General features: G+C 32.6%; 17 protein-coding genes. All 17 read right to left on the minus strand.

The genetic code is table 11. The features are described 5' to 3' along the window. Positions 1-55: 55 nt before the first annotated feature. Positions 56-952 carry a LysR family transcriptional regulator gene (locus GIY83_RS08360; protein ID WP_194614646.1) on the minus strand — a complete coding sequence of 299 codons (897 nt, stop codon included), beginning with the start codon at positions 950-952 and terminating at the stop codon, positions 56-58. Between the two features lie 61 nt (positions 953-1,013). Then, entirely contained in the window at positions 1,014-1,760 is a 747-nt protein-coding gene (locus tag GIY83_RS08365) for a M15 family metallopeptidase (protein ID WP_194614647.1), read from the minus strand. Further along, positions 1,757-2,596 carry a DUF4846 domain-containing protein gene (locus tag GIY83_RS08370; protein WP_194614648.1) on the minus strand — a complete coding sequence of 280 codons (840 nt, stop codon included), beginning with the start codon at positions 2,594-2,596 and terminating at the stop codon, positions 1,757-1,759. Before GIY83_RS08370 ends, GIY83_RS08365 begins: the two co-directional genes overlap by 4 nt. Positions 2,597-2,662: 66 nt before the next feature. Continuing rightward, entirely contained in the window at positions 2,663-4,690 is a 2,028-nt protein-coding gene (locus GIY83_RS08375) for a hypothetical protein (protein WP_208686266.1), read from the minus strand. 68 nt (positions 4,691-4,758) lie between these two features. Beyond that, the gene (fabG, locus tag GIY83_RS08380) at positions 4,759-5,505 is read right to left on the minus strand and encodes a 3-oxoacyl-[acyl-carrier-protein] reductase (protein WP_194614650.1); all 747 of its coding nucleotides are present in this window, start codon (positions 5,503-5,505) and stop codon (positions 4,759-4,761) included. Between the two features lie 248 nt (positions 5,506-5,753). Further along, positions 5,754-5,954: a hypothetical protein gene (locus GIY83_RS08385; protein WP_194614651.1), complete on the minus strand. Its 201-nt coding sequence runs from the start codon at positions 5,952-5,954 to the stop codon at positions 5,754-5,756. An 85-nt stretch (positions 5,955-6,039) separates the two neighbouring features. Beyond that, positions 6,040-6,240, minus strand: coding sequence for a hypothetical protein (locus GIY83_RS24880; RefSeq protein ID WP_194614652.1), 201 nt, complete (start codon positions 6,238-6,240; stop codon positions 6,040-6,042). 436 nt (positions 6,241-6,676) lie between these two features. Continuing rightward, positions 6,677-8,020, minus strand: coding sequence for a DUF4302 domain-containing protein (locus GIY83_RS08390; RefSeq protein WP_194614653.1), 1,344 nt, complete (start codon positions 8,018-8,020; stop codon positions 6,677-6,679). Between the two features lie 45 nt (positions 8,021-8,065). Then, entirely contained in the window at positions 8,066-8,926 is an 861-nt protein-coding gene (locus GIY83_RS08395) for a putative zinc-binding metallopeptidase (RefSeq protein WP_194614654.1), read from the minus strand. Between the two features lie 18 nt (positions 8,927-8,944). Then, positions 8,945-10,429: a RagB/SusD family nutrient uptake outer membrane protein gene (locus GIY83_RS08400; RefSeq protein ID WP_194614655.1), complete on the minus strand. Its 1,485-nt coding sequence runs from the start codon at positions 10,427-10,429 to the stop codon at positions 8,945-8,947. A gap of 11 nt (positions 10,430-10,440) precedes the next feature. After that, positions 10,441-14,157 (minus strand): SusC/RagA family TonB-linked outer membrane protein, encoded by a 3,717-nt coding sequence (locus tag GIY83_RS08405; RefSeq protein WP_194614656.1) that lies wholly within the window; start codon positions 14,155-14,157, stop codon positions 10,441-10,443. A 246-nt stretch (positions 14,158-14,403) separates the two neighbouring features. Further along, complete coding sequence (locus GIY83_RS08410) at positions 14,404-15,519, minus strand: FecR family protein (protein ID WP_194614657.1); 1,116 nt, start codon at positions 15,517-15,519, stop codon at positions 14,404-14,406. 90 nt (positions 15,520-15,609) lie between these two features. Next, on the minus strand, positions 15,610-16,221 hold the full coding sequence (locus GIY83_RS08415; RefSeq protein ID WP_194614658.1) for an RNA polymerase sigma factor: 612 nt from the start codon (positions 16,219-16,221) through the stop codon (positions 15,610-15,612). A 557-nt stretch (positions 16,222-16,778) separates the two neighbouring features. Beyond that, positions 16,779-17,204: a hypothetical protein gene (locus tag GIY83_RS08420; RefSeq protein ID WP_208686268.1), complete on the minus strand. Its 426-nt coding sequence runs from the start codon at positions 17,202-17,204 to the stop codon at positions 16,779-16,781. Positions 17,205-17,346: 142 nt separating this feature from the next. Continuing rightward, positions 17,347-18,219: a succinate--CoA ligase subunit alpha gene (gene sucD / locus GIY83_RS08425; protein WP_208686271.1), complete on the minus strand. Its 873-nt coding sequence runs from the start codon at positions 18,217-18,219 to the stop codon at positions 17,347-17,349. An 84-nt stretch (positions 18,220-18,303) separates the two neighbouring features. Next, positions 18,304-18,666 (minus strand): nuclear transport factor 2 family protein, encoded by a 363-nt coding sequence (locus GIY83_RS08430; protein WP_194614661.1) that lies wholly within the window; start codon positions 18,664-18,666, stop codon positions 18,304-18,306. Position 18,667: 1 nt separating this feature from the next. Beyond that, the gene (locus GIY83_RS08435) at positions 18,668-19,597 is read right to left on the minus strand and encodes a UDP-3-O-(3-hydroxymyristoyl)glucosamine N-acyltransferase (protein ID WP_194614662.1); all 930 of its coding nucleotides are present in this window, start codon (positions 19,595-19,597) and stop codon (positions 18,668-18,670) included. Positions 19,598-19,620: the final 23 nt, after the last annotated feature.

The raw sequence follows: 19,620 nt of genomic DNA on the forward strand, positions 1-19,620 counted from the left end.
TCCTTACAAAGGTCTGCCCTTTATACGATAATCGCCAATCTTAAATTACAATCGACTATAACCCTAAGTTATAGTAGCTGGATATATTTTGAATAAAAAGCTCTGATAAGGAATCGGATTTACCTAATAAAGTGATGATATAAAAATAACGTTCGATAGATAAATTCTCAACATCCAAAACTATTAATTCATTATTTTTAAGCTCTTTACCCGCAGCGTGTATTGACATAAAGGCAAAACAATCTGAGTTCAACAGATAAGATTTTATACTTTCTGTAGATCCTAATTGCATCTCGATTTGCAAATCAGTTATTTTTACATCAACTTGTTTCAATGCATATTCTATAACTTCAAGTGTTCCAGAGCCACGCTCACGTGTTATGAATTTCATTGTTTTTAAATCTTCAAGCGAGATTTCGTTTTGTTTTACCAAAGGATTTTTGGTATTACAAACCAACACTAATTCGTCTTTTATAAACGGAATATATTTAATGGACTGATTTTTAGATTGTCCTTCAACAATTCCGATTTCAATTTCTTTGTTAATTAGAGCATTTTCGATTTGTTCAGTATTTCCATTTAGCAAATTGACTTTGATTTCTTTTTGCTTTTGATGAAAACGGGCTAAAACCGGAGAAATAATATATTGCGAAATGGTTGTACTTGCTCCTAACCTTAATAATCCCTGACGTTCGTTGATAAATGAACTCATATCAAAGTCGATTTCGCGGTAGATTTCGAAGATATTCTTGGTGTGTTTTAGCAGAATTTCTCCGGCTGGGGTTAACGCAATTTTAGAACCATTACGTTCAAAAAGTTTGGTTTTATAGGTTTCCTCAAGTTCCTGAATATGCTTAGAAACCGCTGGCTGCGAGATATATAATTCTGTTGCCGCTTTAGTAAAATTTAAGCGAAGTGCCACTGTATGAAATACTTTTAGCCTGAAATCCATAATCATAAATTTTTAATTCGCAATCCACTTTCCTGTACAATATTTTTTTCAATAAAATAATTTATAAAAAAAGTTCAGGTCGATACTCAAAATGCATTGTGTCATAATGTTTCCAATTTCCACCCCAAATAAAGCCGTATTTTTCAAAAATTGAAACTAGCTTCAGGGGAATTTGATTTCTATACAAAAGAGTAGCTTCTTCATTTTTACATTTACAATCCCATTGCCAATAATTGGAGTTTTTGACATTAATATCTATAGTCATTCCATAACTATGCATACTCAATCGGTTTGTTCCTGAAATTTTTCTCCAATTAAATGTACCTCCAATAGCATTAATATATTTTTTAAATTCTGGATTATTATCTAATTCTGCCGAGAGTTTTTTTACAATTATATCAATTCCATTCACGGTTGTTACTTTTATTTTTTGATTGACTAATTTGGGGCACCAAATAATTTCAGTCATTTTTGATTCAACTTCTGATTTTGAATTTCCGTAAATTTTCTTAAAAAAAGCTTCATTTCGAATTCTTCCCGCATCTTCCTTTGGAATTAAATTCTTATTTACTTTAGCATAAACAAACCTAAATTGATCCTCAATATCTGGATTTTCTAACATTTCCTGCTTCGTTTTATTTTTAAAATCATCATAAATCAAATTTGATCCATCACTAAAAACAATCTTATTACCCTTAAAACCAGTAACTTTACCCGGGTATGCTTTAATTATTTTTTGAACATTCAATGGGATTTCTTGAGAAAAAACATTTTGAAATATAAGGACTAAAAAAAGGAATCGTTTCATTTAAAACGTTTTAATTGTGAAGAGCTAAAAGTCCATTCGGGTGTTTTGAGAGAGGTTCCAAAATCCACAGCGTACCAAGGACTCAACGAACTACTATTTGGATTTTTCAATATTTGAATTTCCTGTGCTGGCATATAGCTTTGTGCTAAAAGCATAATTTTTTGGTTGTTTTTTGGATTCACAGCTACATCAACCACAATAACAGCGTGACCCGGAAAGCCTCCTTTTATAAAAACATCTCCAATTTTTATGTCTAAAGCATTAATTGATTTCAGTTCTTTTTCTAAAGAAGCAGTTCCTGCATACATAAAAACCGTCTCTAAATATTTCCAATAGGTTTGATAACTGTCAGATGGTTTTGCAGTTTTAACCCAACTGGTTTTGTTGCCTTTAATTGCAATTCTGTAACCTTCGACCCATTTGCTAAAATCAACACGAAAACCATTTGTGAAATTAAAATGTATTTTATCGTACTGTTTTTGTCCATAAAAATAATCCGCTCGCAAACGCATCACGGCATCAGCACATTGATGCAAATCCTGTCTCCCAATCGGTAAATCCACAACTGCTTCATAAACGTTTCGATTTGACTTTATAGTTCCATCAAAATACAAAACATCTGAACCTAAGGGTTTTAATGGAAGTTTTCGCAAAAAAACTCCAAATGAAGTTTTAGATTCCTCTTCTCTCACAAATCCCTGAGGTAGTTGAAAACGTTGCTGAATCGTCGTGTTTCCCAAAAGATTACTTTTGTTAGTATTATTTGTCTTTGAAAATGAAAAAAAACAAAGAAACACCATCAAAATTGCTACAATAAACAAGAATTTAACTTTCATAATTTGGACTTTTAATTCATAACCACAAGATTACAAAAAGCTAGAAGGGATTAGATTATATTTCGATCACAACATTCCATTATATTTTCTAACAAACCATTCCGTAGTTAATACAATAGCAATCAAAATCAACAACCAAATCCAGTCAATTAAAGGAGTTTTGGTAGAGACATTTTTCTCTATCGATTTGTATTCTTTATTTTCTAAAAGCTGCTGAATCAAATCATCGGCCTGATCTTCGAAGAAAGCTTTTCCGTTGGTTTGCAACGCTAATTGCTTCAATTTTGTAACATCAGGATTTACAAATTGTTTTTCGATATCAAAATCTAAAATTTCAAAATGACTTGAATACACTGTATTAGAATTTAATTCTTTTACATTGAAATTATATTTTCCGGCAGCTAAACCATCAAGATTGGCTGAGAAAGAATTGTTTCCTTTTAGTAAATCATAATTTTTATCTAGCTTCGTTTCGGCATTTGTAACTGTAATGGTGAGTCTCGCTTTTTCGTCGAACTCATAATTTTTATTGAAGTATTGTGCATTAATTACAATTGCTTCTCCTGAATTATAAAAACTTTCATGCGTTACTACCAATGATTTTCTTGAAGTTGTCGAAGCTAAATATTGAATGATCTTATCGATAAAAACATCATATTTCTCAAACGACTGATTGTCGATATGACTTTGCAGACGCCATTTCCAACTATTTTCTCCTAAAAGAAAAGCGGTTCTCTTTCCCTGATTTTCGGCGAAAGCCAGTAAAGGTGCGTTTGTCGCAACGTTTCTTATTTTTGAAGAAAACAAAACAGATACATTTCCGTTTGTTGTAATAGTTCCGAATAAATTTTGCAGCGGCGGAAAATTTTCAAAACCAATATTTTCTATTGCAAATAAATTAAACTGCGATTCAAACTCTGATAAATAATCTTCTCTTTGTCCGCTCATTTTAAACACCAGACTATTTTGTTGCTGGTTCAAAAAATTAAAATCGGTGTTGTTTCCGGTAATGATAAAGGTATTTGTTCCGGCTAATTTGTTATTATCAAAAATAGCTTTAAAAGCTGATGTTGGCTGATACAAAACTAAAACCGAAACTTCTTGTAACTGATTAATATCATTTGGCTTAGTCAATATTACTTTACGCTGCGCATTAACTTCAATAGATCGTTTTAATGCAGCAATATCCGGATGATTAATAGCCGAAACTATCGCTATAGTCGACTTTTGATCGATCACTTCAACAGCAAAATTTTTGTTATTATTATAACTGTTTTTTTCTTTTGAACCTGATGAAATACTAGCTTTAAAAATTTGCAATCCTACTTTATCAGCAGGTAAAAGCAAGTTTAAAGTCGCTGTTTTTTTTGATGCCGAAAAAGAAATTTTCTCTTTGGCTACGACAGTATTTCCCTGCGAAATTGTAAAATCGGCATTTGCATTTTTATCTCCTGAATATTGCAGAAAAACTTCTACAGGAAATTTATTTTTATGAAAAGCGTATTTATTTACGTTAAGCTGATTGATTTTAAGATCAAGAAAGGTGGTTGTATCTCCCACAACCAAAGGATAAACTTTATTGACAGGATCAAAACGATATACATAATCGTTTCCTGTAGTTTGATTTCCGTCGGTGATAATGACTGTTGGGAAAATCAGGTTTTTATTAATGCTTTTAAGGTTCCTGGAAACTTCATCAAGATTCGTTTGCTTGCCTTTAAAATCGAATTTGTCCGAAGGCTTGAAATCAGCATCAAACTGATACGACTGGATTTCAAATTTTTCTTTAAGGGCAGGATTCGAAATTATTTTTTGATAAAGTTCTTCAGCTTTTTTATCCGATTTTAAAACTGTAATCGAACTTGAATTGTCCACTGCAATTGCCAAAGGGGTTTTGGTAATTTCCAGCGAGTTCTTTGTCATTATAGGATTTATCAATAAAACTAATAATCCAAAAATGGCTAAAAAACGTAAAAAAGCCAAAAACACAACCACATTGGATTTGTTTTTGGCTTTAAAAAAATATTGAAAATACGACAAACCACCAGCTATTACTAAGGAAAGTAATAATAATAGAATCGTGTTTGTAGTCATATTTTATAGTTTTCAGTGACAGTTTTCAGTAATCAGTGCTACTGAAAACTTAAACTGAGATTTATTCTTTAGGTTAACATTCCTCCACAAACATTAAGTACTTGTCCGGTAACATAAGCACTCATGTCAGAAGCAAGGAAAAGACAAGCATTTGCAACGTCTTCTGCAGTTCCACCACGTTTTAACGGAATTCCTTCTCTCCACCCTTTTACTACATCTTCGCTTAATTTTGCTGTCATTTCGGTTTCAATAAATCCCGGAGCAATTGCATTACAACGAATATTACGAGAACCTAACTCTAATGCTACAGATTTTGTAAAACCAATTGCACCTGCTTTAGAAGCTGCATAATTTGTTTGCCCTGCATTTCCTGAAACTCCAACTACAGAACTAATATTAATTATAGAACCAGCACGTTGTTTTAGAAAAGTTTTCTGAATTGCTTTTGTCATATTAAATACTGACTTTAGATTTACATCGATAACCTGATCAAAATCAGCTTCAGACATACGCATCAATAAATTATCTTTTGTAATTCCTGCGTTGTTTATTAAGATATCTACTGTTCCAAAATCAGCTAAAACAGCATCAACAAAAGTTTGCGCTTCATTAAAATCGGCTGCATTCGATTGGTATCCTTTTGCTTTAATTCCTAAACCATTTAGCTCAGATTCTAAAGCCTGGGCAGATTCTACAGACGAACTGTATGTAAACGCAACATTTGCGCCATGTTTAGCAAAAACTTCTGCAATTCCTTTTCCAATTCCACGGCTAGCACCTGTAATAATGGCAACTTTTCCTTCTAGTAATTTCATATTCAAAATTAATTTTAATATTTATTTGTAGCTAATCCTGCGATTCATTTCAATCTTTTGTTTTTTAAAGAAAAAAAACAAAGGGATTTTCATTTCTATCAGAGCTATGAACGACTTGTCAAATATATGATAATTCCCTTTTTAAAAAAATAACAATAGTATAATTTATGACTAAGTCCGATTTCTTTAAAATAAAAAAACCGTTTCAAGAATTTTGAAACGGTTTAATTTTTAAAGTTTTTTATAAATTACGGACAAACTTCCCCTTCAGCTGTTTGATAGCATGTGTCTACTGGCAGATTTATGCATGGTGTTAAATAAGGCCCCATCACCGCGCCATCTCCCTTTTCACAATCATAAGTTAAGATAGGTCCTCGACCTGCAATATTTTTTTGCTCGTTACGACTCAAAATTTCTACTCCTTTAAAATTTAAAATTGTTTTTAACATATTAATTAGGTTGTTTAATATTTATATAATGATTTTTTATCGATTACTTACTCTTTATCTTTGAATAATATGAAGAAACTTTCTTTTATTCACAAACTACACCATCAAGTGTTATCCTGCAAATTGGTTCTGCGGGTTGTATAGGCGGTAACATGATACATGGACCATTATAAGTTCCCGGTCTCCACGGTATCATACATACCACTGGTTCTCCACCAATTGTATTTTTTTGTTCTACTGTACTTAATACTTCAACTCCTTTAAAATTTAAAATTGTTTTTAACATAGCGTTTAAATTGTTTGATGTTTTTGTATACTCAATCCTTTTTGCCTGTTGAGTTTCAGACAAAAAACCAAATACAACTACTTGGTTTTCAGAATAAATATACGAAAAAACTTCTATTAAAATTAATTTTTACAAGATTTTATCTTTGATAAATAAAAAAAAGCAACTCAAAAATGAGTTGCTTTTTTCTAAATAAAAACTAAAATTGAGATACTTAATTTTTACTGATAACAAAAAATAAAATTACCAGTATAACTGCTGAAATCAAGATGTTGTACATTTAAAATTTTCTGTATCATTAACTTTGTCTCCTTTTCTCACTTTTATCAACTTCGAAATAAGCATTAGAATCATTACTATTAACGGTTAACTCTCTTCTATGTTTTAGCTTAAAAAAGGCAGTTCAATCGAACTGCCTTCTATCAAAAAAAATAAATTAATTAAGTTGCCAAGCGGTCATTCTAAATGAACTCGAAGCACTGGTAAAGGTGTAAACGGTATTTGTATAACCTAATTTAAAGTTTTCCTTTTTAACATAAACACCACTAGCGTTTACCAAGTGTTTGTCAAAATTTGCTAAAAATGCCGGAGCTGCCGCTGCTGGGTTTCCGTTCCATGATTTATGCTTTAAAATAATTTTTTTGCCTGTTGCATCCTCTTCAACATCTATATAATGAAAAACGGCTGCTCTTCCTGCAAATGTGTAATAGATAAAATTTCCAAGTGAATGATTTAAATAAACCTGAACAGATGCCAACGCAACGCCTTCTGGCAAAGCAGCATCAATTGCAGCTAGTTCATTTACAAATAGTTGTGAGTTTGTTGGTGCATCTTCTACATAATCGCCAACATAATAACCAAATCTAGCATATATTTTACCTGGCAATAATATTTTATAATCGTCAGTTAACGTAGGTGGCACATTGGTATATTTAATAGTAGCGCTTACTCCTCCAGTCCCTGTAGCTACAAAATTATCACTAGCACTATCGTAAACAAAATTAGATATTTTTTGTCCTTTTACTACTAGAGCAGGTTTGGCAATTGCACTTGTTGGCGTAAATGAAAGTGCAAGGTTATAAATTTGATTTGATGCAGGATCTAAAGATGTTGCCGTACCAAAACGTGCGTTTGCATTGAAATCAAAATCATAAAGATGCAATGCACTACCATCATTAATTTCTAACAATCTAAACAATGGGCTTGTAGGTCCTCCGGTAATACCTTCAATTATTGGAGTATTTTTAGGTAAATCTGTCCAGTCTTGTGCTTTAGCTTTTACAAATCTCAACTCCTGAACATTTCTGTTTGTTTTAAAAATAATATCTCCATTTTCCTGTCCGTAATAAAAAAACTGAAAATCTCCCAAATATCCTTTTCCTCTAAGGGCTGCAGTAGGATAATTATCTGACTGAGATAAAAGATGTATCCTGTTGGCTGTTGTAAAAACTAAACCCACTGAGCTTCCTAATTGAATATCGTATTGACTTCTGTAAGTAGATGTATCTCCGTCAAAATCAGATGCCATATCAACTTTACCATCAGGAAGAAATTTAAAAAGATGTGTCCATCCTCCTAATTGTGTACTATCAGTATAATAAACTACTTTCCATCCTTCTGGTGATGAAAGTAATAAGTCATTTAATTCTTTTTCTCTAATATTTAATCGCTCTATAGGAGTCTGATCAAATTTTGAATCTGCTTCTGTACTTGTACATGCAACTTGCAGCACTGCCACAAAAGCAACTATCAAGTACTTATATATATATTTTAATTTCATAATATTGATTTTTATATTAATTACTACTCATTATTATTAATATGTTTAGTTTCCGAGAACAGCGTCTGTGTTTTTTTGTGCCTCATCTCTTAAAGCATAAAAATCAATATCAAAAGCATCTTTATAATATTGTACAACAATGGCTTCTTTCTTTTGAATGTTGGCTCTGGCCTCAGGATCTGTAATACTTGCTAAAATTGCATCATACTCTGCTTGAGAACTCGTTAAAATTGTAGAAGCTGTTTCAGCAAAATCTTCATAAATATTTAATCTTGCATAACTCGTAATAAAACCTAACTCTCTTGAGTCTTCAATTTCCTCAACATACCAGCTGGTAGTATATCCCGAAGGGGTTAATTTAGACCACGCTTGCTCATCAAATGGCTTAGTTTGGTTTAGAATATGTACATATTCATGTTGAATAGTATGGATAAATTCTGTAACATCCGGTCTGCTATTCTTATTTAAATAATCTATCTGAAAAAGCGAAACTCTTTGACCTCCTTCTGCAAGTCCTAATGTTCTTGTACCTGTTGTGTTCAGGTTCATTCCTCCTACTAAAACAAATTCTCTTGGTGCTATTTTCTTTACAAAATTTTCCCCTCCTATAGTGGTGTAACTATCAATCCAGATTTTTTTAACAATCTCAAGAGCTGGTTTCACTTTTTCTAGAGTTGGTGGAAATAGATAACGGGTATTATCTACTAAATTTTGATTCCATTCATAATATACTTTTATATTATAAGGATCTAAAAAACTGGTACCTATCCATTTATCTAATTCCGTTTTATTAGGTTGCGAAAAATCTAACTGACTTTCTATAGGCTGATCTTCATGAGCGCAAGCCACAAATAGCATTGCTCCTGTAATCATTGCAATCGCTTTATATCTTTTTAATATTTTCATAATAATTAAATTAAATTTTTATCTAGGATTTAGTTCGATTCCATTATCAGATGCTCTAACTGGTATTTGTAATGCTCTACGTTTGTCATCTTTTACTAAAACATTATGTCTTGATACTTTTCCAAATTCATAAGTATCGTGTTCTACAACAAGATTAAAACGTTTGATGTCAAACCATCTAACACCTTCATGTAAAAAATCTCTTCTTCTTGCTTCTGCAATAGCTTTTATATATGATGCCTGCACCGGAGTTAAAGTATAAAACGGCGTAAACTCATTTGCTATTACAGGAAATTTGGCTACAACTTTCTCTTCTGTCAACTGATCTGTAGCCGGATTATACCCTGCGGTTCTTGTTGCTAAAAAGTATTCTAGTTCTTCATTCGCTTCTGTAATTTGATTTTTCATTACATGAGCCTCAATTCTATTTAGGAAAAATTCATCATTACTAAAAAGAACTGTACTGGTATAAGGTTCACCAACACCAGATGTTAGATTTGTATATTTAAAATATTCATAAAGTTTAGGTACTAAAACTGTTTGTCCTCCTTTGTACTGACCTGCTGCGCGTATTAACCAGGCTTTATCAAAAAGACTAGTTTCTTTTCCTAAAATTAAATCTACTTTGTTTCCTGACAGTGTAAATCTACTTGTAAAGCTTCTGCTCCAAATTGATCCCGGATAAGCTACTAATAAATTCGTTGCTTGCTCTACTTTAGAATATTCAATAGGCATTTGAGCAAAAGCAGCTGCATTAAAAGCCGCATAATCTCTAAGTGTAGTAGGTTTTGAACCCAATCCTTTTGAAAACTCAAGCACTTTATCCCAATCTCCCTTTATTAAATAAAAACGACTGGCAAAAGCTTTTGTAGCCTCTACATTAAAATGATATTTTGGTTCTTTATAATTACTGGTCACGTATTTCAACCCTTCATTAAGATCCTGCTCAATAAAATCAAACACCTCCTTAACTGTGTTTCGTTTATACTTTACCAATAAAGCTCCTTCTGGTTTTGTTATATATGGAACTCCTAAATCTGTAGCAGCAGTTGCAGGATTATACCTGTTTGCCCATAATTGAACCAGCATAAAATGAGAATAAGCTCTCGCTATTAATGCCTCTCCTTTTTGAGGATTTAAACTGGTAGGATTACCAAGCTCATCTATAGCTACTAAAGCCTGATTTGCAGCTGCTATCGCCTTATATGAAGAATTCCAAAATCCTGCTTCGGTATCTTCGTCAAATTGAGTCTGCATTTCCCAGTTGTAACTTTGCGTATTATTTAAATCTGAACCCGGTAATGCGCTATCAAATACATTATCAGACATCGTTTCTGCAATTGCCATATAGGTTCTGTCAGGATAAGCAGTTACTAATAATTCTGAAATCTTTTCTGGTGTATTTATTTGTGTTCTGTTATCTGGGACTTCTGAAAGAAATTCATCGCAGCTACTAATACTTACCAGTAATACTAATGAAAGTGCTATTTTTATATTTTTCATGATTAATTGTATTAGAATGAAACATTTAAAGTAAATGTATATTGAGAAGTAATAGGGAAAGCTACCCCTCCTGTATTACGAAACTCCGGATCCTGACCGTGTAACCTTTTATCTGAATAAATCAGCCAAGGATTTACTGCCGATCCTTTTAAGGTAAATGTACTAACACCTAGTTTTCTCTTAAAATCTTTAGGAAATTCCCAACTAAGCGAAACATTTTTTAATCGTACAAAATCACCATCAGCAACTCTTACATCAGAATAATTATAAGTATTATAAGCGATTTGCAAATCACTATCTCCGTAATTTCTATTTAATAAACGGTCAGCAATAACAGGAACGTTTGTAACATTTTCATCCCCAGGATTTATCCATCTATTTTTAAATTCTTTCGTAAAAACCGTCAAATCGTTGTATTCATTACTGTAAACTGGATTTAAGCGAACTTTATTCCCTCCTGAACCTACAATAAATACATATAGTGACCAGTTTTTATAAGTAAAGGTATTGGCTAAACCAACTGATTTATTAGGTTCAATAGATCCTTCATACTTTAAATAATTTGTAACATCTTTAGTATCCTGAAAATTCGCTTTTGTAATATTATTCTCTGCACCATCTTGCAAAAGAAAAGTAGGTAGTCCCTGATTATTCAATCCGGTAAACTGGTAAGAGTAAATTGAATTTCTAGGGTGTCCTACTGTATTACCTCCATTAGCATCTACTAAATCATATACTGAAGGTTTGTTTGCTAATTTTGTAATATTTTGATCATAAACTGAAAAGTTTAATGTTGTAGACCACTTAAAATTATTAGTAACCACATTTTGAGTAGTAAAACCAAGCTCAATACCTTTAGTTTCCATATTAGCATTATTTCCTTGTTTAACAGATTGTCCGCCAACACCAGAAGTAATTACATAGTCAATTAAGTCGAATGCTTTACGTCTGTAAACATCTGTAGTTAATTGTACCCTGTTATTAAACATACCTATGTCTACACCAATATTAGTTTCATATTGTTTTTCCCAAGTCAAATCCTTGTTCTGTAAATCTTCGATTCTTATTGCATTTTCTCTGTCTGAAAGATTAAAACGGTCTGTAATGAAACTTTTATAAATAGCTAACGAATTTGTTGCAGGTCCAGCTGTAGCAGTAAGTCCGTAAGAAGCTCTCAAGGCCAAAGTATTGATTGATTCAACATTTTTCATGAATTTTTCTTCAGCAACATTCCATTTTCCACTAACTGTATAAGTAGGCAACCATCTTGATGATCCTGTATCTCCTTGTCTGTTAGACCCATCATAACGACCTGTTACAGAAGCTGTATAACGACGATCATAAGTATACCCAACTTTTCCAAAAAAACCTACAGTTCTTTCTCTATCAGCACCAAATTCATAATACGAATCACCTCCGTTTACAATTTTTTCGATCATTTTAGGATCGATAAAAGAAGTAAGACCTTTATCATATTGAATTCCTACAGCTGTAAAATTATCATTGTTTCTATCTACAGATCTTAGCTCAGTACCAAAGAAACCTTCTACTTCATGTTTTTCTTTAAAAACATTTCTATAAGTTATACTATTTCTAACATTGTATGAAGTCATATCATTGGTGTACTTTCTTAAAAATCCACCACTTGGCAGTACAGATACTTTTGGTATAGTTAAATCAGTTGGATCCTGATACAAGAATACGTTGTCTTTTTGTATTTGTGCATTTACATTGTCTCCAACACCTGCATTATATGCCGCTACTACGTTTGAATTTTCAAGAATCTTGTGCTCTCTCGAAGTATTTGCGTAACGTGCAGAACCTGTAAGATTGTAAGTTAAATGCTTAGTAATTTTATAATCTAAATCAACTTGAAAACGAATATCATTTACTTTAATTCCTAAAGTATTGTTTTCTAATTCGTTCACAATATTCATTGGCGCCCAGTTATTTTGATAATATTCTAAATTTCCATTATCATCATAAGGTCTTAACGTTCTACTAGTGCTTAAAACATAATTGAATGGATTGATATCAAAATCTCTGCTTGTTTTTCCAAAAACAACGTCTTTTTTACTGTCATATGCTCCGGGAGCTTCCTGATCGCGAATAGACCCCATTGTAGATAAGGTAATATTTAATCTGTCGTTGATAAAGAAAGTACCTTTAATATTTGATGTTAATTGTTTTACATTATCAGCAATCGTCCATCCCGGATCTGTGTAATATCCTAAAGAGGCATAAAAAGTATTGTTTTTTCCACCACCAGAAAAACTCAAAGAATGATTTTGAGTAATTGAAGGTCTAAATAACACATTAAACCAATCTGTATTAGCCAGTTCGTATTTTTTTAGAAATTGATTAATATAAGGTTGTTCGTTTTTAACCCCATATTGACCATTTGTTTCATTATAACGGTTAATTTCTTTTGCAAGAATATTGTATGCTCCTCCAAATCTACCTGTATAAGACGAACTTAAATCAAGATATCCTTTTTGTTTCATTTCCTGAAACACACTCATAGATTCCTGAGAGTTCAGGATATCATATTGTGTATAGCTCGGTACCGTTCTCACTGTATTCTCTACAGAATAACTTACTTTTAGTGGAGAATCTCTACGACCTTGCTTAGTTGTAACAACAACAACACCGTTTAACGATCTAGAACCATAAATAGAAGTTGCAGATGCATCTTTAAGAATTTCTATACTTTGAATGTCATTAGCATTTAAACCTGCTACAGAAGAACTTAACAATGTTGATGAATTTCCTGATGCTAAATCAGCAAATGAAACATTGATAATATCCTCCTGAACAACACCATCAATAACCCATAAAGGTTTTGTATCTCCAAAAATAGAAGAAGATCCACGTACAGTGATTTTAGGAGCTGTACCAAAAGTACCCGTAACATTTTGAACCGTAACCCCGGCAGCTTTACCCTCAATCATCCTACTTACATCTACTACCCCGTCAACTTTTAATTCAGCACCTGAAATTTTACTAATAGCGCCTGTAAATGTTCTTTTTGATGTTTTTTCGTAACCTGTTGTAACTACTACCTCTTTTAAGTTTTGTCCTTCTTCAGTTAAAACAATTGTAGGAGTAGTATTTCCAATACCAATTTCTTTGGACTCCATTCCAACATAAGAAATTACAAGTTTGTCGCTATTTGATGGTACTTCGATAGTAAATCTACCATCAAAATCAGTAAGAACTGCATTTTTTGTTCCTTTTACCAACACAGTAGCTCCCGGAAGTGGACTACCACTTGCATCAGTAACTATACCTTTGATGATTGGACCTGCAGTTAATATTTCAAACAAAGAATTACCGGCATCTAAACTCGCAAAAGAATCTGATGCGGCATTTTTTTGCAAAACAATTTGGTTGCTTACTTCAGTATAACTTATATTAAAAGGTATCAGAATACGGTTTAGAATACTCGAAAGAGTTTCCTGATTAGCATCTATACTTACCTTTTGGGTAAGCTGAGGCAATCTTGAGTTATAAGAAAATTTTACGTGAGCAGACTTTTCCAGCTTGGTCAAGGCGTTGTCCAATGTTAAATTAGCAACATTGATGGTAACCTTGGTATCTAGTTTTTTTTGCCCATTTACATTATTTGCCATGGCAACACTTGAAAATACAAGTGCCAAGACAAACTGAAATAGTGTTATTTTCATGATTCGATGGAGTAATCGTTGTTTAACAACTGGTTTTTTCATAATTTTGGATTGTTTTGATTAATACTTATTCGAGTGTATTTTGAAACGTAATGAATAACTCTTTACAGAGAGAAATTCAACTAATTTAAGTGTCGATAATGTTACAGCATTTCGGCACTTTTTTTTCTGCATTATCATCTTTTACATAGGCATTTTATTATTATTGGTTCTAGTTTAGTTTTGGTTTAGTTTTTTTGTTGATTTATTAGATTTAATTCGGCTATGTAATTACAGTTACAGAGAGAATTAATTACATCCTTGAGATGTTATAATGATTTGATTACCATTCATTTGAAAACTAGTATTATTGCCTATGCTATTACAGACAATTTTCAGTTTTTCTGTTAAAGGCTGATCACTAAGTGAAGTAGTCAAGTGGCAGTCTTTCAACTTATCTTTAGGATAATCTATGTCTACCAGATAAGCCTGCTCTATTGTTTCAAAAATCTGAGCAACAGGAATATCAGTAAATTCAAAGCTCAATTGCTCAATATTACCAACACTGCGAGTTAGTGTTTCGTCCTGAGTAATATTTGTAATTTTATTGAAACTTAAATCACTGCGTAAAAAACGAAGCGCCTGATTAGGAAGCAAGATCACTTCTTCCTGATTGGATCTCGAAACTAAATCATTCGATTTTACCCTAACTTTACCGGTGCGCACAAGAACTTCTACATCAGGCTGATCAGAATAAGCTTTTACTCTAAAACTGGTTCCAACTACCTTTGTAACAATTTCGTTTGCATAAACAAAAAAAGGCTTTTTAGGATTTTTACTAATTTCAAAGAAACCTTCGCCGGATAAATACACCTTTCTTTCGTTGCCGGTAAAGATTTTAGGATAACTTAATTTACTATTGGGTTGTAATAAAACCGAACTACCATCAGATAATGTGATGATTTGTGGTTTGTTTGAATTATTGGTCTGCTCAACCAAGCCTTCGTTATTTTCCTCGATAAGTTCTTTGTAGGTTACAACTTTACTTTCCGGACTAATTTGATTTTGATAAAACCAAATTGATATCAGACCAATCACTACAGCAGCAGCAACAGAGCTAAAGATTTTTTTTCTAAGAAATTTTACTTTTGAGTCCTGGATTAAATCGTTGTGAGTTTCTTTCTCTTCAATTTTAATCCATGTGGTTTGTAAAGCATTATGAAGATCAGATGCCGATAAGTTAGTTTCCGGCACCTTCATAGCTAATAATAACAATCTTGCATCTTCTACCAACTTGGCACGTTGGCGGCTTTCTAAGGTCCACTCTTCCCAACCATATTCGTCAATTTTATTTAAAATCCATGACTGGAATGATTCGTCAGATAAAAAATCTTCAATTTCGGTATATTTATTACGTTTTTGCATCTAAAAATGAGGTTACAAAAACATAGAGGACAGCTCTTTTATTATATACTCACCAAATTGTGATTTTTTTTACATTTTTTTAAAATAAATTTAACAAGCCATTGAAGATAGTACAACAATTAATGAAATACTCCCCTTCCATTCTTTGCGCAAGGTAAGTAAACCGCGATGTAACAAGTTGCTTGCCGACTGATAATTCACATCCAGCATGTCTGCAATTTGCTCCACTGTTAAGCCTTGATGGTAACGTAAATACAACGCTTCTTTTTGACGCGCAGGCAAATCATTCAGTAATTTATTAAGATAAACAACCTTTTCTTTAGTTGCATAATCATCATCCATAAGATCGTGTTCTACGGAGAATTCTAATAAAAATGCTATGGCATCTGTACTGGTTGATTTACGAAAAATATGATCCCGTTCGTGCAAACGTGCAATTCTCTTACGTACACTTGATAATAAGTAAGCTTTTACCACAACAGAACTCTGAAGTCCGTTACGATATACCCAAATATCAGTAAAAACATCCTGAACACAATCCTGTACTTTTTCAGCGTAAGGAGAAAGTGAATTTCCGTAATTAACCAGATCTGCGTAGTATTTCTCAAATAGGGTTGAGAATGATTTTTCATCACCATCTTTCAAGTTATTCCAAAGTGTAATGTCGTCAAAAGTTTTGAATTGTAAATTTTTGGTCTTCATATTAATTTGGGGTAGAATTCTTGAAAATAAGCACTTAGTTTTAACATAAAGAATACGGTTTTTTAACATTATTCTCTAGTTCTGTGCGATAAATATATAAAAGCAAAAATACAAAAGCAATTTTTTTACATAAAAGAACCTTACTCTTAACGTAAGAAAAAGCCCCTATCGGCTGATTTAATGAGGTATTAGCGTGAATTAAAAAAAATATAATAATTCAAAAAACATCTTTATTGTAAGATTAAATCACCATTTTTTTTTATTATATTTTTAACATTTAAAAAAAAACTTAATTTACACACTTTTATATAAAATCTTCCTCGATAAGAATTACCATAAGATTGAAAATCGAAATGCTGTAAAAGACTAGGCATTTGAAGAAAGAAAACTAATACTCAGCGGTTTTCACATTTAAAACGCGCTGTACAGATCTATAAGTTAGAATTCTAATAATTAATCCCTGACTTATAAAAATTAAATACAATATTAGTAATTAAGCAAAAAAAAAGTCTTACTAAAACTAGTAAGACTTTGATTATATTGATAATAAAACCGACTTAGAAAGCCACATTCCATCTAGGTAATTTTGCATTTTCATCTAAGAAATTTTGCAAAACCTGTCCTTCAACAGCAGTTGGAATTGCTTTTACATCTGCATTAAAAGTTTCGTACCAAACCACTTCTAAAGCATCAATACTTTCAAGTTTCATTTGTGCCGGCCATGAATATTTTCTTCCTGTTTTAGCAAATTGGTGTCCGTTTACAATTTTATCGTATAAACCGCCATTTTTACTTTTTAAAGTTCCATCTTTCTGAACAGTTCCTGTAGAACCTACCATGATCAATTCTTTTGCATCACCTTCAATAGCATAAACAACAAAAACTCCCGCACCTTCAGATGCATTACAAGCTTGTTCTAAACTATCTTCAATAGTAAAAGTAAAACTATTGCTTACTTTAAATTTTTCTAATTCTTTGTACATATTTATTTTTTTTAAGCCACTAAGAGTTTGAGAATCTAAGTTGCTAAGTTTTTATTTATAGTTCCAACATTTTAAAAATGTAAAAAAGTCTCAACAAAATATTGAGACTTTTTTTGGAATTTATTATTTTAAATATTAGAGATTATCCTAATATTTCTTTTACTTTTTTACCAATTTCAGCTGGTGAATCAACAACGTGAATTCCGTTGTCTCTCATAATTTGTTTTTTAGCAGCAGCTGTATCATCAGAACCACCAACAATAGCACCTGCGTGACCCATTGTTCTACCAGCAGGAGCAGTTTCTCCAGCGATAAAACCAACAACTGGTTTACGGTTACCATCAGATTTAACCCATTTAGCAGCATCAGCTTCTAATTGACCTCCAATTTCACCAATCATGATGATAAGTTCAGTCTCTGGATCGTTCATTAATAATTCAACAGCTTCTTTAGTTGTAGTTCCAATAATTGGATCTCCACCAATACCAATAGCTGTAGTAATTCCTAAACCTTGTTTTACAACCTGGTCAGCAGCTTCGTAAGTTAAAGTTCCTGATTTAGAAACAATACCAACTGTTCCTTTTTTGAAAACGAAACCTGGCATAATACCAACTTTAGCTTCACCCGGAGTAATTACTCCCGGACAGTTTGGACCGATTAATCTAGAATTTCTTTCTTTAACATAATTATTTGCTTTAATCATATCTGCTACAGGAATTCCTTCTGTAATAGCAATAATTACTTTAATTCCAGCGTCAGCAGCTTCCATAATTGCATCAGCAGCAAAAGCTGGTGGTACGAAAATGATAGATGTATCAGCTCCAGCTTGATCAACAGCATCTTTTACTGTATTAAAAACCGGACGATCTAAATGACTAGTTCCTCCTTTACCCGGAGTAACACCACCAACAACATTAGTACCGTACTCAATCATTTGAGAAGCGTGGAAAGTTCCTTCACTTCCTGTAAATCCTTGAACAATTATTTTGGAATCTTTATTAACTAAAACACTCATGATATATATTTTATGTAGTTTTTAAAATTGTGATGCAAAAGTAAGGTTTTGTAACGTATTTTAACCTTTTTGTCTTCAAAAAAATTAAGAAAATTGACTCATTTGATAACCACGATATAATTTATCGTCTTTTATTTGCCAAATTGTAGAGAAATGAGCCAATAACATCTCTTCTCTTGGGTTCTCAATCGTTTTCACAAAATGAGAATATCGTATCGAAACCAAGTCCTCTTCGGCCAAAATGTGGCTTATTCTCACTTTTGATCGCACGTAAGCACGACTAAGCTCATTGGCCATATCCAACATCGAATTATAATCCATTTCGATCAATCCTTTGGTACTATGCCAATCTAATTTTACCTCGGGATGCAAATAAGTTTTCATTATTTCGCTATCAATTAAGGCATCTGACTTGTAAAATTTCTGAACAAATTCTTTAATAGACATATTACTTCAATTTATTTAAAATTTCAGGAATCTTTTTGATATTGGCTAATTGTTTTAACTTTTCTCTTGATTCTTCGATTGGAGTACCAAAATACGATTTTCCCCCTTCGACTGATTTAGTAACTCCGGTTTGTCCCATAATAACAGCCTTCGCTCCTATCGTGATACCGCTTGTCGTACCAACCTGTCCCCAAATAGTAACTTCATCTTCGATAATAACACAACCTGCAATACCAGTTTGAGAGGCTATTAAGCATTTTTTACCAATTACAGTATCATGTCCAACATGTACCTGGTTATCTAGTTTTGTTCCTTCTCCAATAGTAGTATCTCCTGTAACACCCTTGTCTATTGTACAAAGGGCACCAATACCAACATTGTCCTGTATGACAACTCTTCCGCCAGAAATTAACTGATCGAAACCATCCGGACGCTTTTTATAATAGAATGCATCTGCCCCTAAAATTGTCCCCGCATGAATGATAACATTATCGCCAATTACAGTATGGTCGTAAATCGTAACATTAGGGTGTATCAAACAGTTTTTACCGATTGTAACATTGTTTCCAACAAAACAATTGGGCTGAATCACAGTTCCTTCTCCAATAGTTGCAGAAAGAGCAATAGAAACGCTAGTTGCCTGAAAAGGCCTAAAATGTTTGGTCAGGGTATTAAAATCTCTGAAAGGATCGTCAGAAATTAAAAGAGCTTTACCTTCCGGGCAATCTACTTTTTTATTGATTAAAACAATAGTAGCAGCCGATTGTAAAGCTTTGTCATAGTATTTTGGATGATCGACAAAAACTATATCTCCAGATTCAACAACATGTATTTCGTTCATGCCTGAAACCGGAAAGTTTGGGTCGCCAATAAATTCGCATTGAAGCAAATTTGCAATTTCTTGTAAAGAATGAATCTTTGGAAATTTCATATTTTATAATTAGAAAATTTGTC

Source organism: Flavobacterium sp. SLB02, from assembly GCF_009664855.1.
Classification (GTDB): Bacteria; Bacteroidota; Bacteroidia; order Flavobacteriales; family Flavobacteriaceae; genus Flavobacterium.

Excerpts from the sequence above, each read along its gene's own strand:
- GIY83_RS08360 (WP_194614646.1), bottom strand. The coding sequence starts at position 952 with ATGGATTTCAGGCTAAAAGTATTTCATACAGTGGCACTTCGCTTAAAT.
- GIY83_RS08365 (WP_194614647.1), bottom strand. The coding sequence starts at position 1,760 with ATGAAACGATTCCTTTTTTTAGTCCTTATATTTCAAAATGTTTTTTCT.
- GIY83_RS08370 (WP_194614648.1), bottom strand. The coding sequence starts at position 2,596 with ATGAAAGTTAAATTCTTGTTTATTGTAGCAATTTTGATGGTGTTTCTT.
- GIY83_RS08375 (WP_208686266.1), bottom strand. The coding sequence starts at position 4,690 with ATGACTACAAACACGATTCTATTATTATTACTTTCCTTAGTAATAGCT.
- fabG (WP_194614650.1), bottom strand. The coding sequence starts at position 5,505 with ATGAAATTACTAGAAGGAAAAGTTGCCATTATTACAGGTGCTAGCCGT.
- GIY83_RS08385 (WP_194614651.1), bottom strand. The coding sequence starts at position 5,954 with ATGTTAAAAACAATTTTAAATTTTAAAGGAGTAGAAATTTTGAGTCGT.
- GIY83_RS24880 (WP_194614652.1), bottom strand. The coding sequence starts at position 6,240 with ATGTTAAAAACAATTTTAAATTTTAAAGGAGTTGAAGTATTAAGTACA.
- GIY83_RS08390 (WP_194614653.1), bottom strand. The coding sequence starts at position 8,020 with ATGAAATTAAAATATATATATAAGTACTTGATAGTTGCTTTTGTGGCA.
- GIY83_RS08395 (WP_194614654.1), bottom strand. The coding sequence starts at position 8,926 with ATGAAAATATTAAAAAGATATAAAGCGATTGCAATGATTACAGGAGCA.
- GIY83_RS08400 (WP_194614655.1), bottom strand. The coding sequence starts at position 10,429 with ATGAAAAATATAAAAATAGCACTTTCATTAGTATTACTGGTAAGTATT.
- GIY83_RS08405 (WP_194614656.1), bottom strand. The coding sequence starts at position 14,157 with ATGAAAAAACCAGTTGTTAAACAACGATTACTCCATCGAATCATGAAA.
- GIY83_RS08410 (WP_194614657.1), bottom strand. The coding sequence starts at position 15,519 with ATGCAAAAACGTAATAAATATACCGAAATTGAAGATTTTTTATCTGAC.
- GIY83_RS08415 (WP_194614658.1), bottom strand. The coding sequence starts at position 16,221 with ATGAAGACCAAAAATTTACAATTCAAAACTTTTGACGACATTACACTT.
- GIY83_RS08420 (WP_208686268.1), bottom strand. The coding sequence starts at position 17,204 with ATGTACAAAGAATTAGAAAAATTTAAAGTAAGCAATAGTTTTACTTTT.
- sucD (WP_208686271.1), bottom strand. The coding sequence starts at position 18,219 with ATGAGTGTTTTAGTTAATAAAGATTCCAAAATAATTGTTCAAGGATTT.
- GIY83_RS08430 (WP_194614661.1), bottom strand. The coding sequence starts at position 18,666 with ATGTCTATTAAAGAATTTGTTCAGAAATTTTACAAGTCAGATGCCTTA.
- GIY83_RS08435 (WP_194614662.1), bottom strand. The coding sequence starts at position 19,597 with ATGAAATTTCCAAAGATTCATTCTTTACAAGAAATTGCAAATTTGCTT.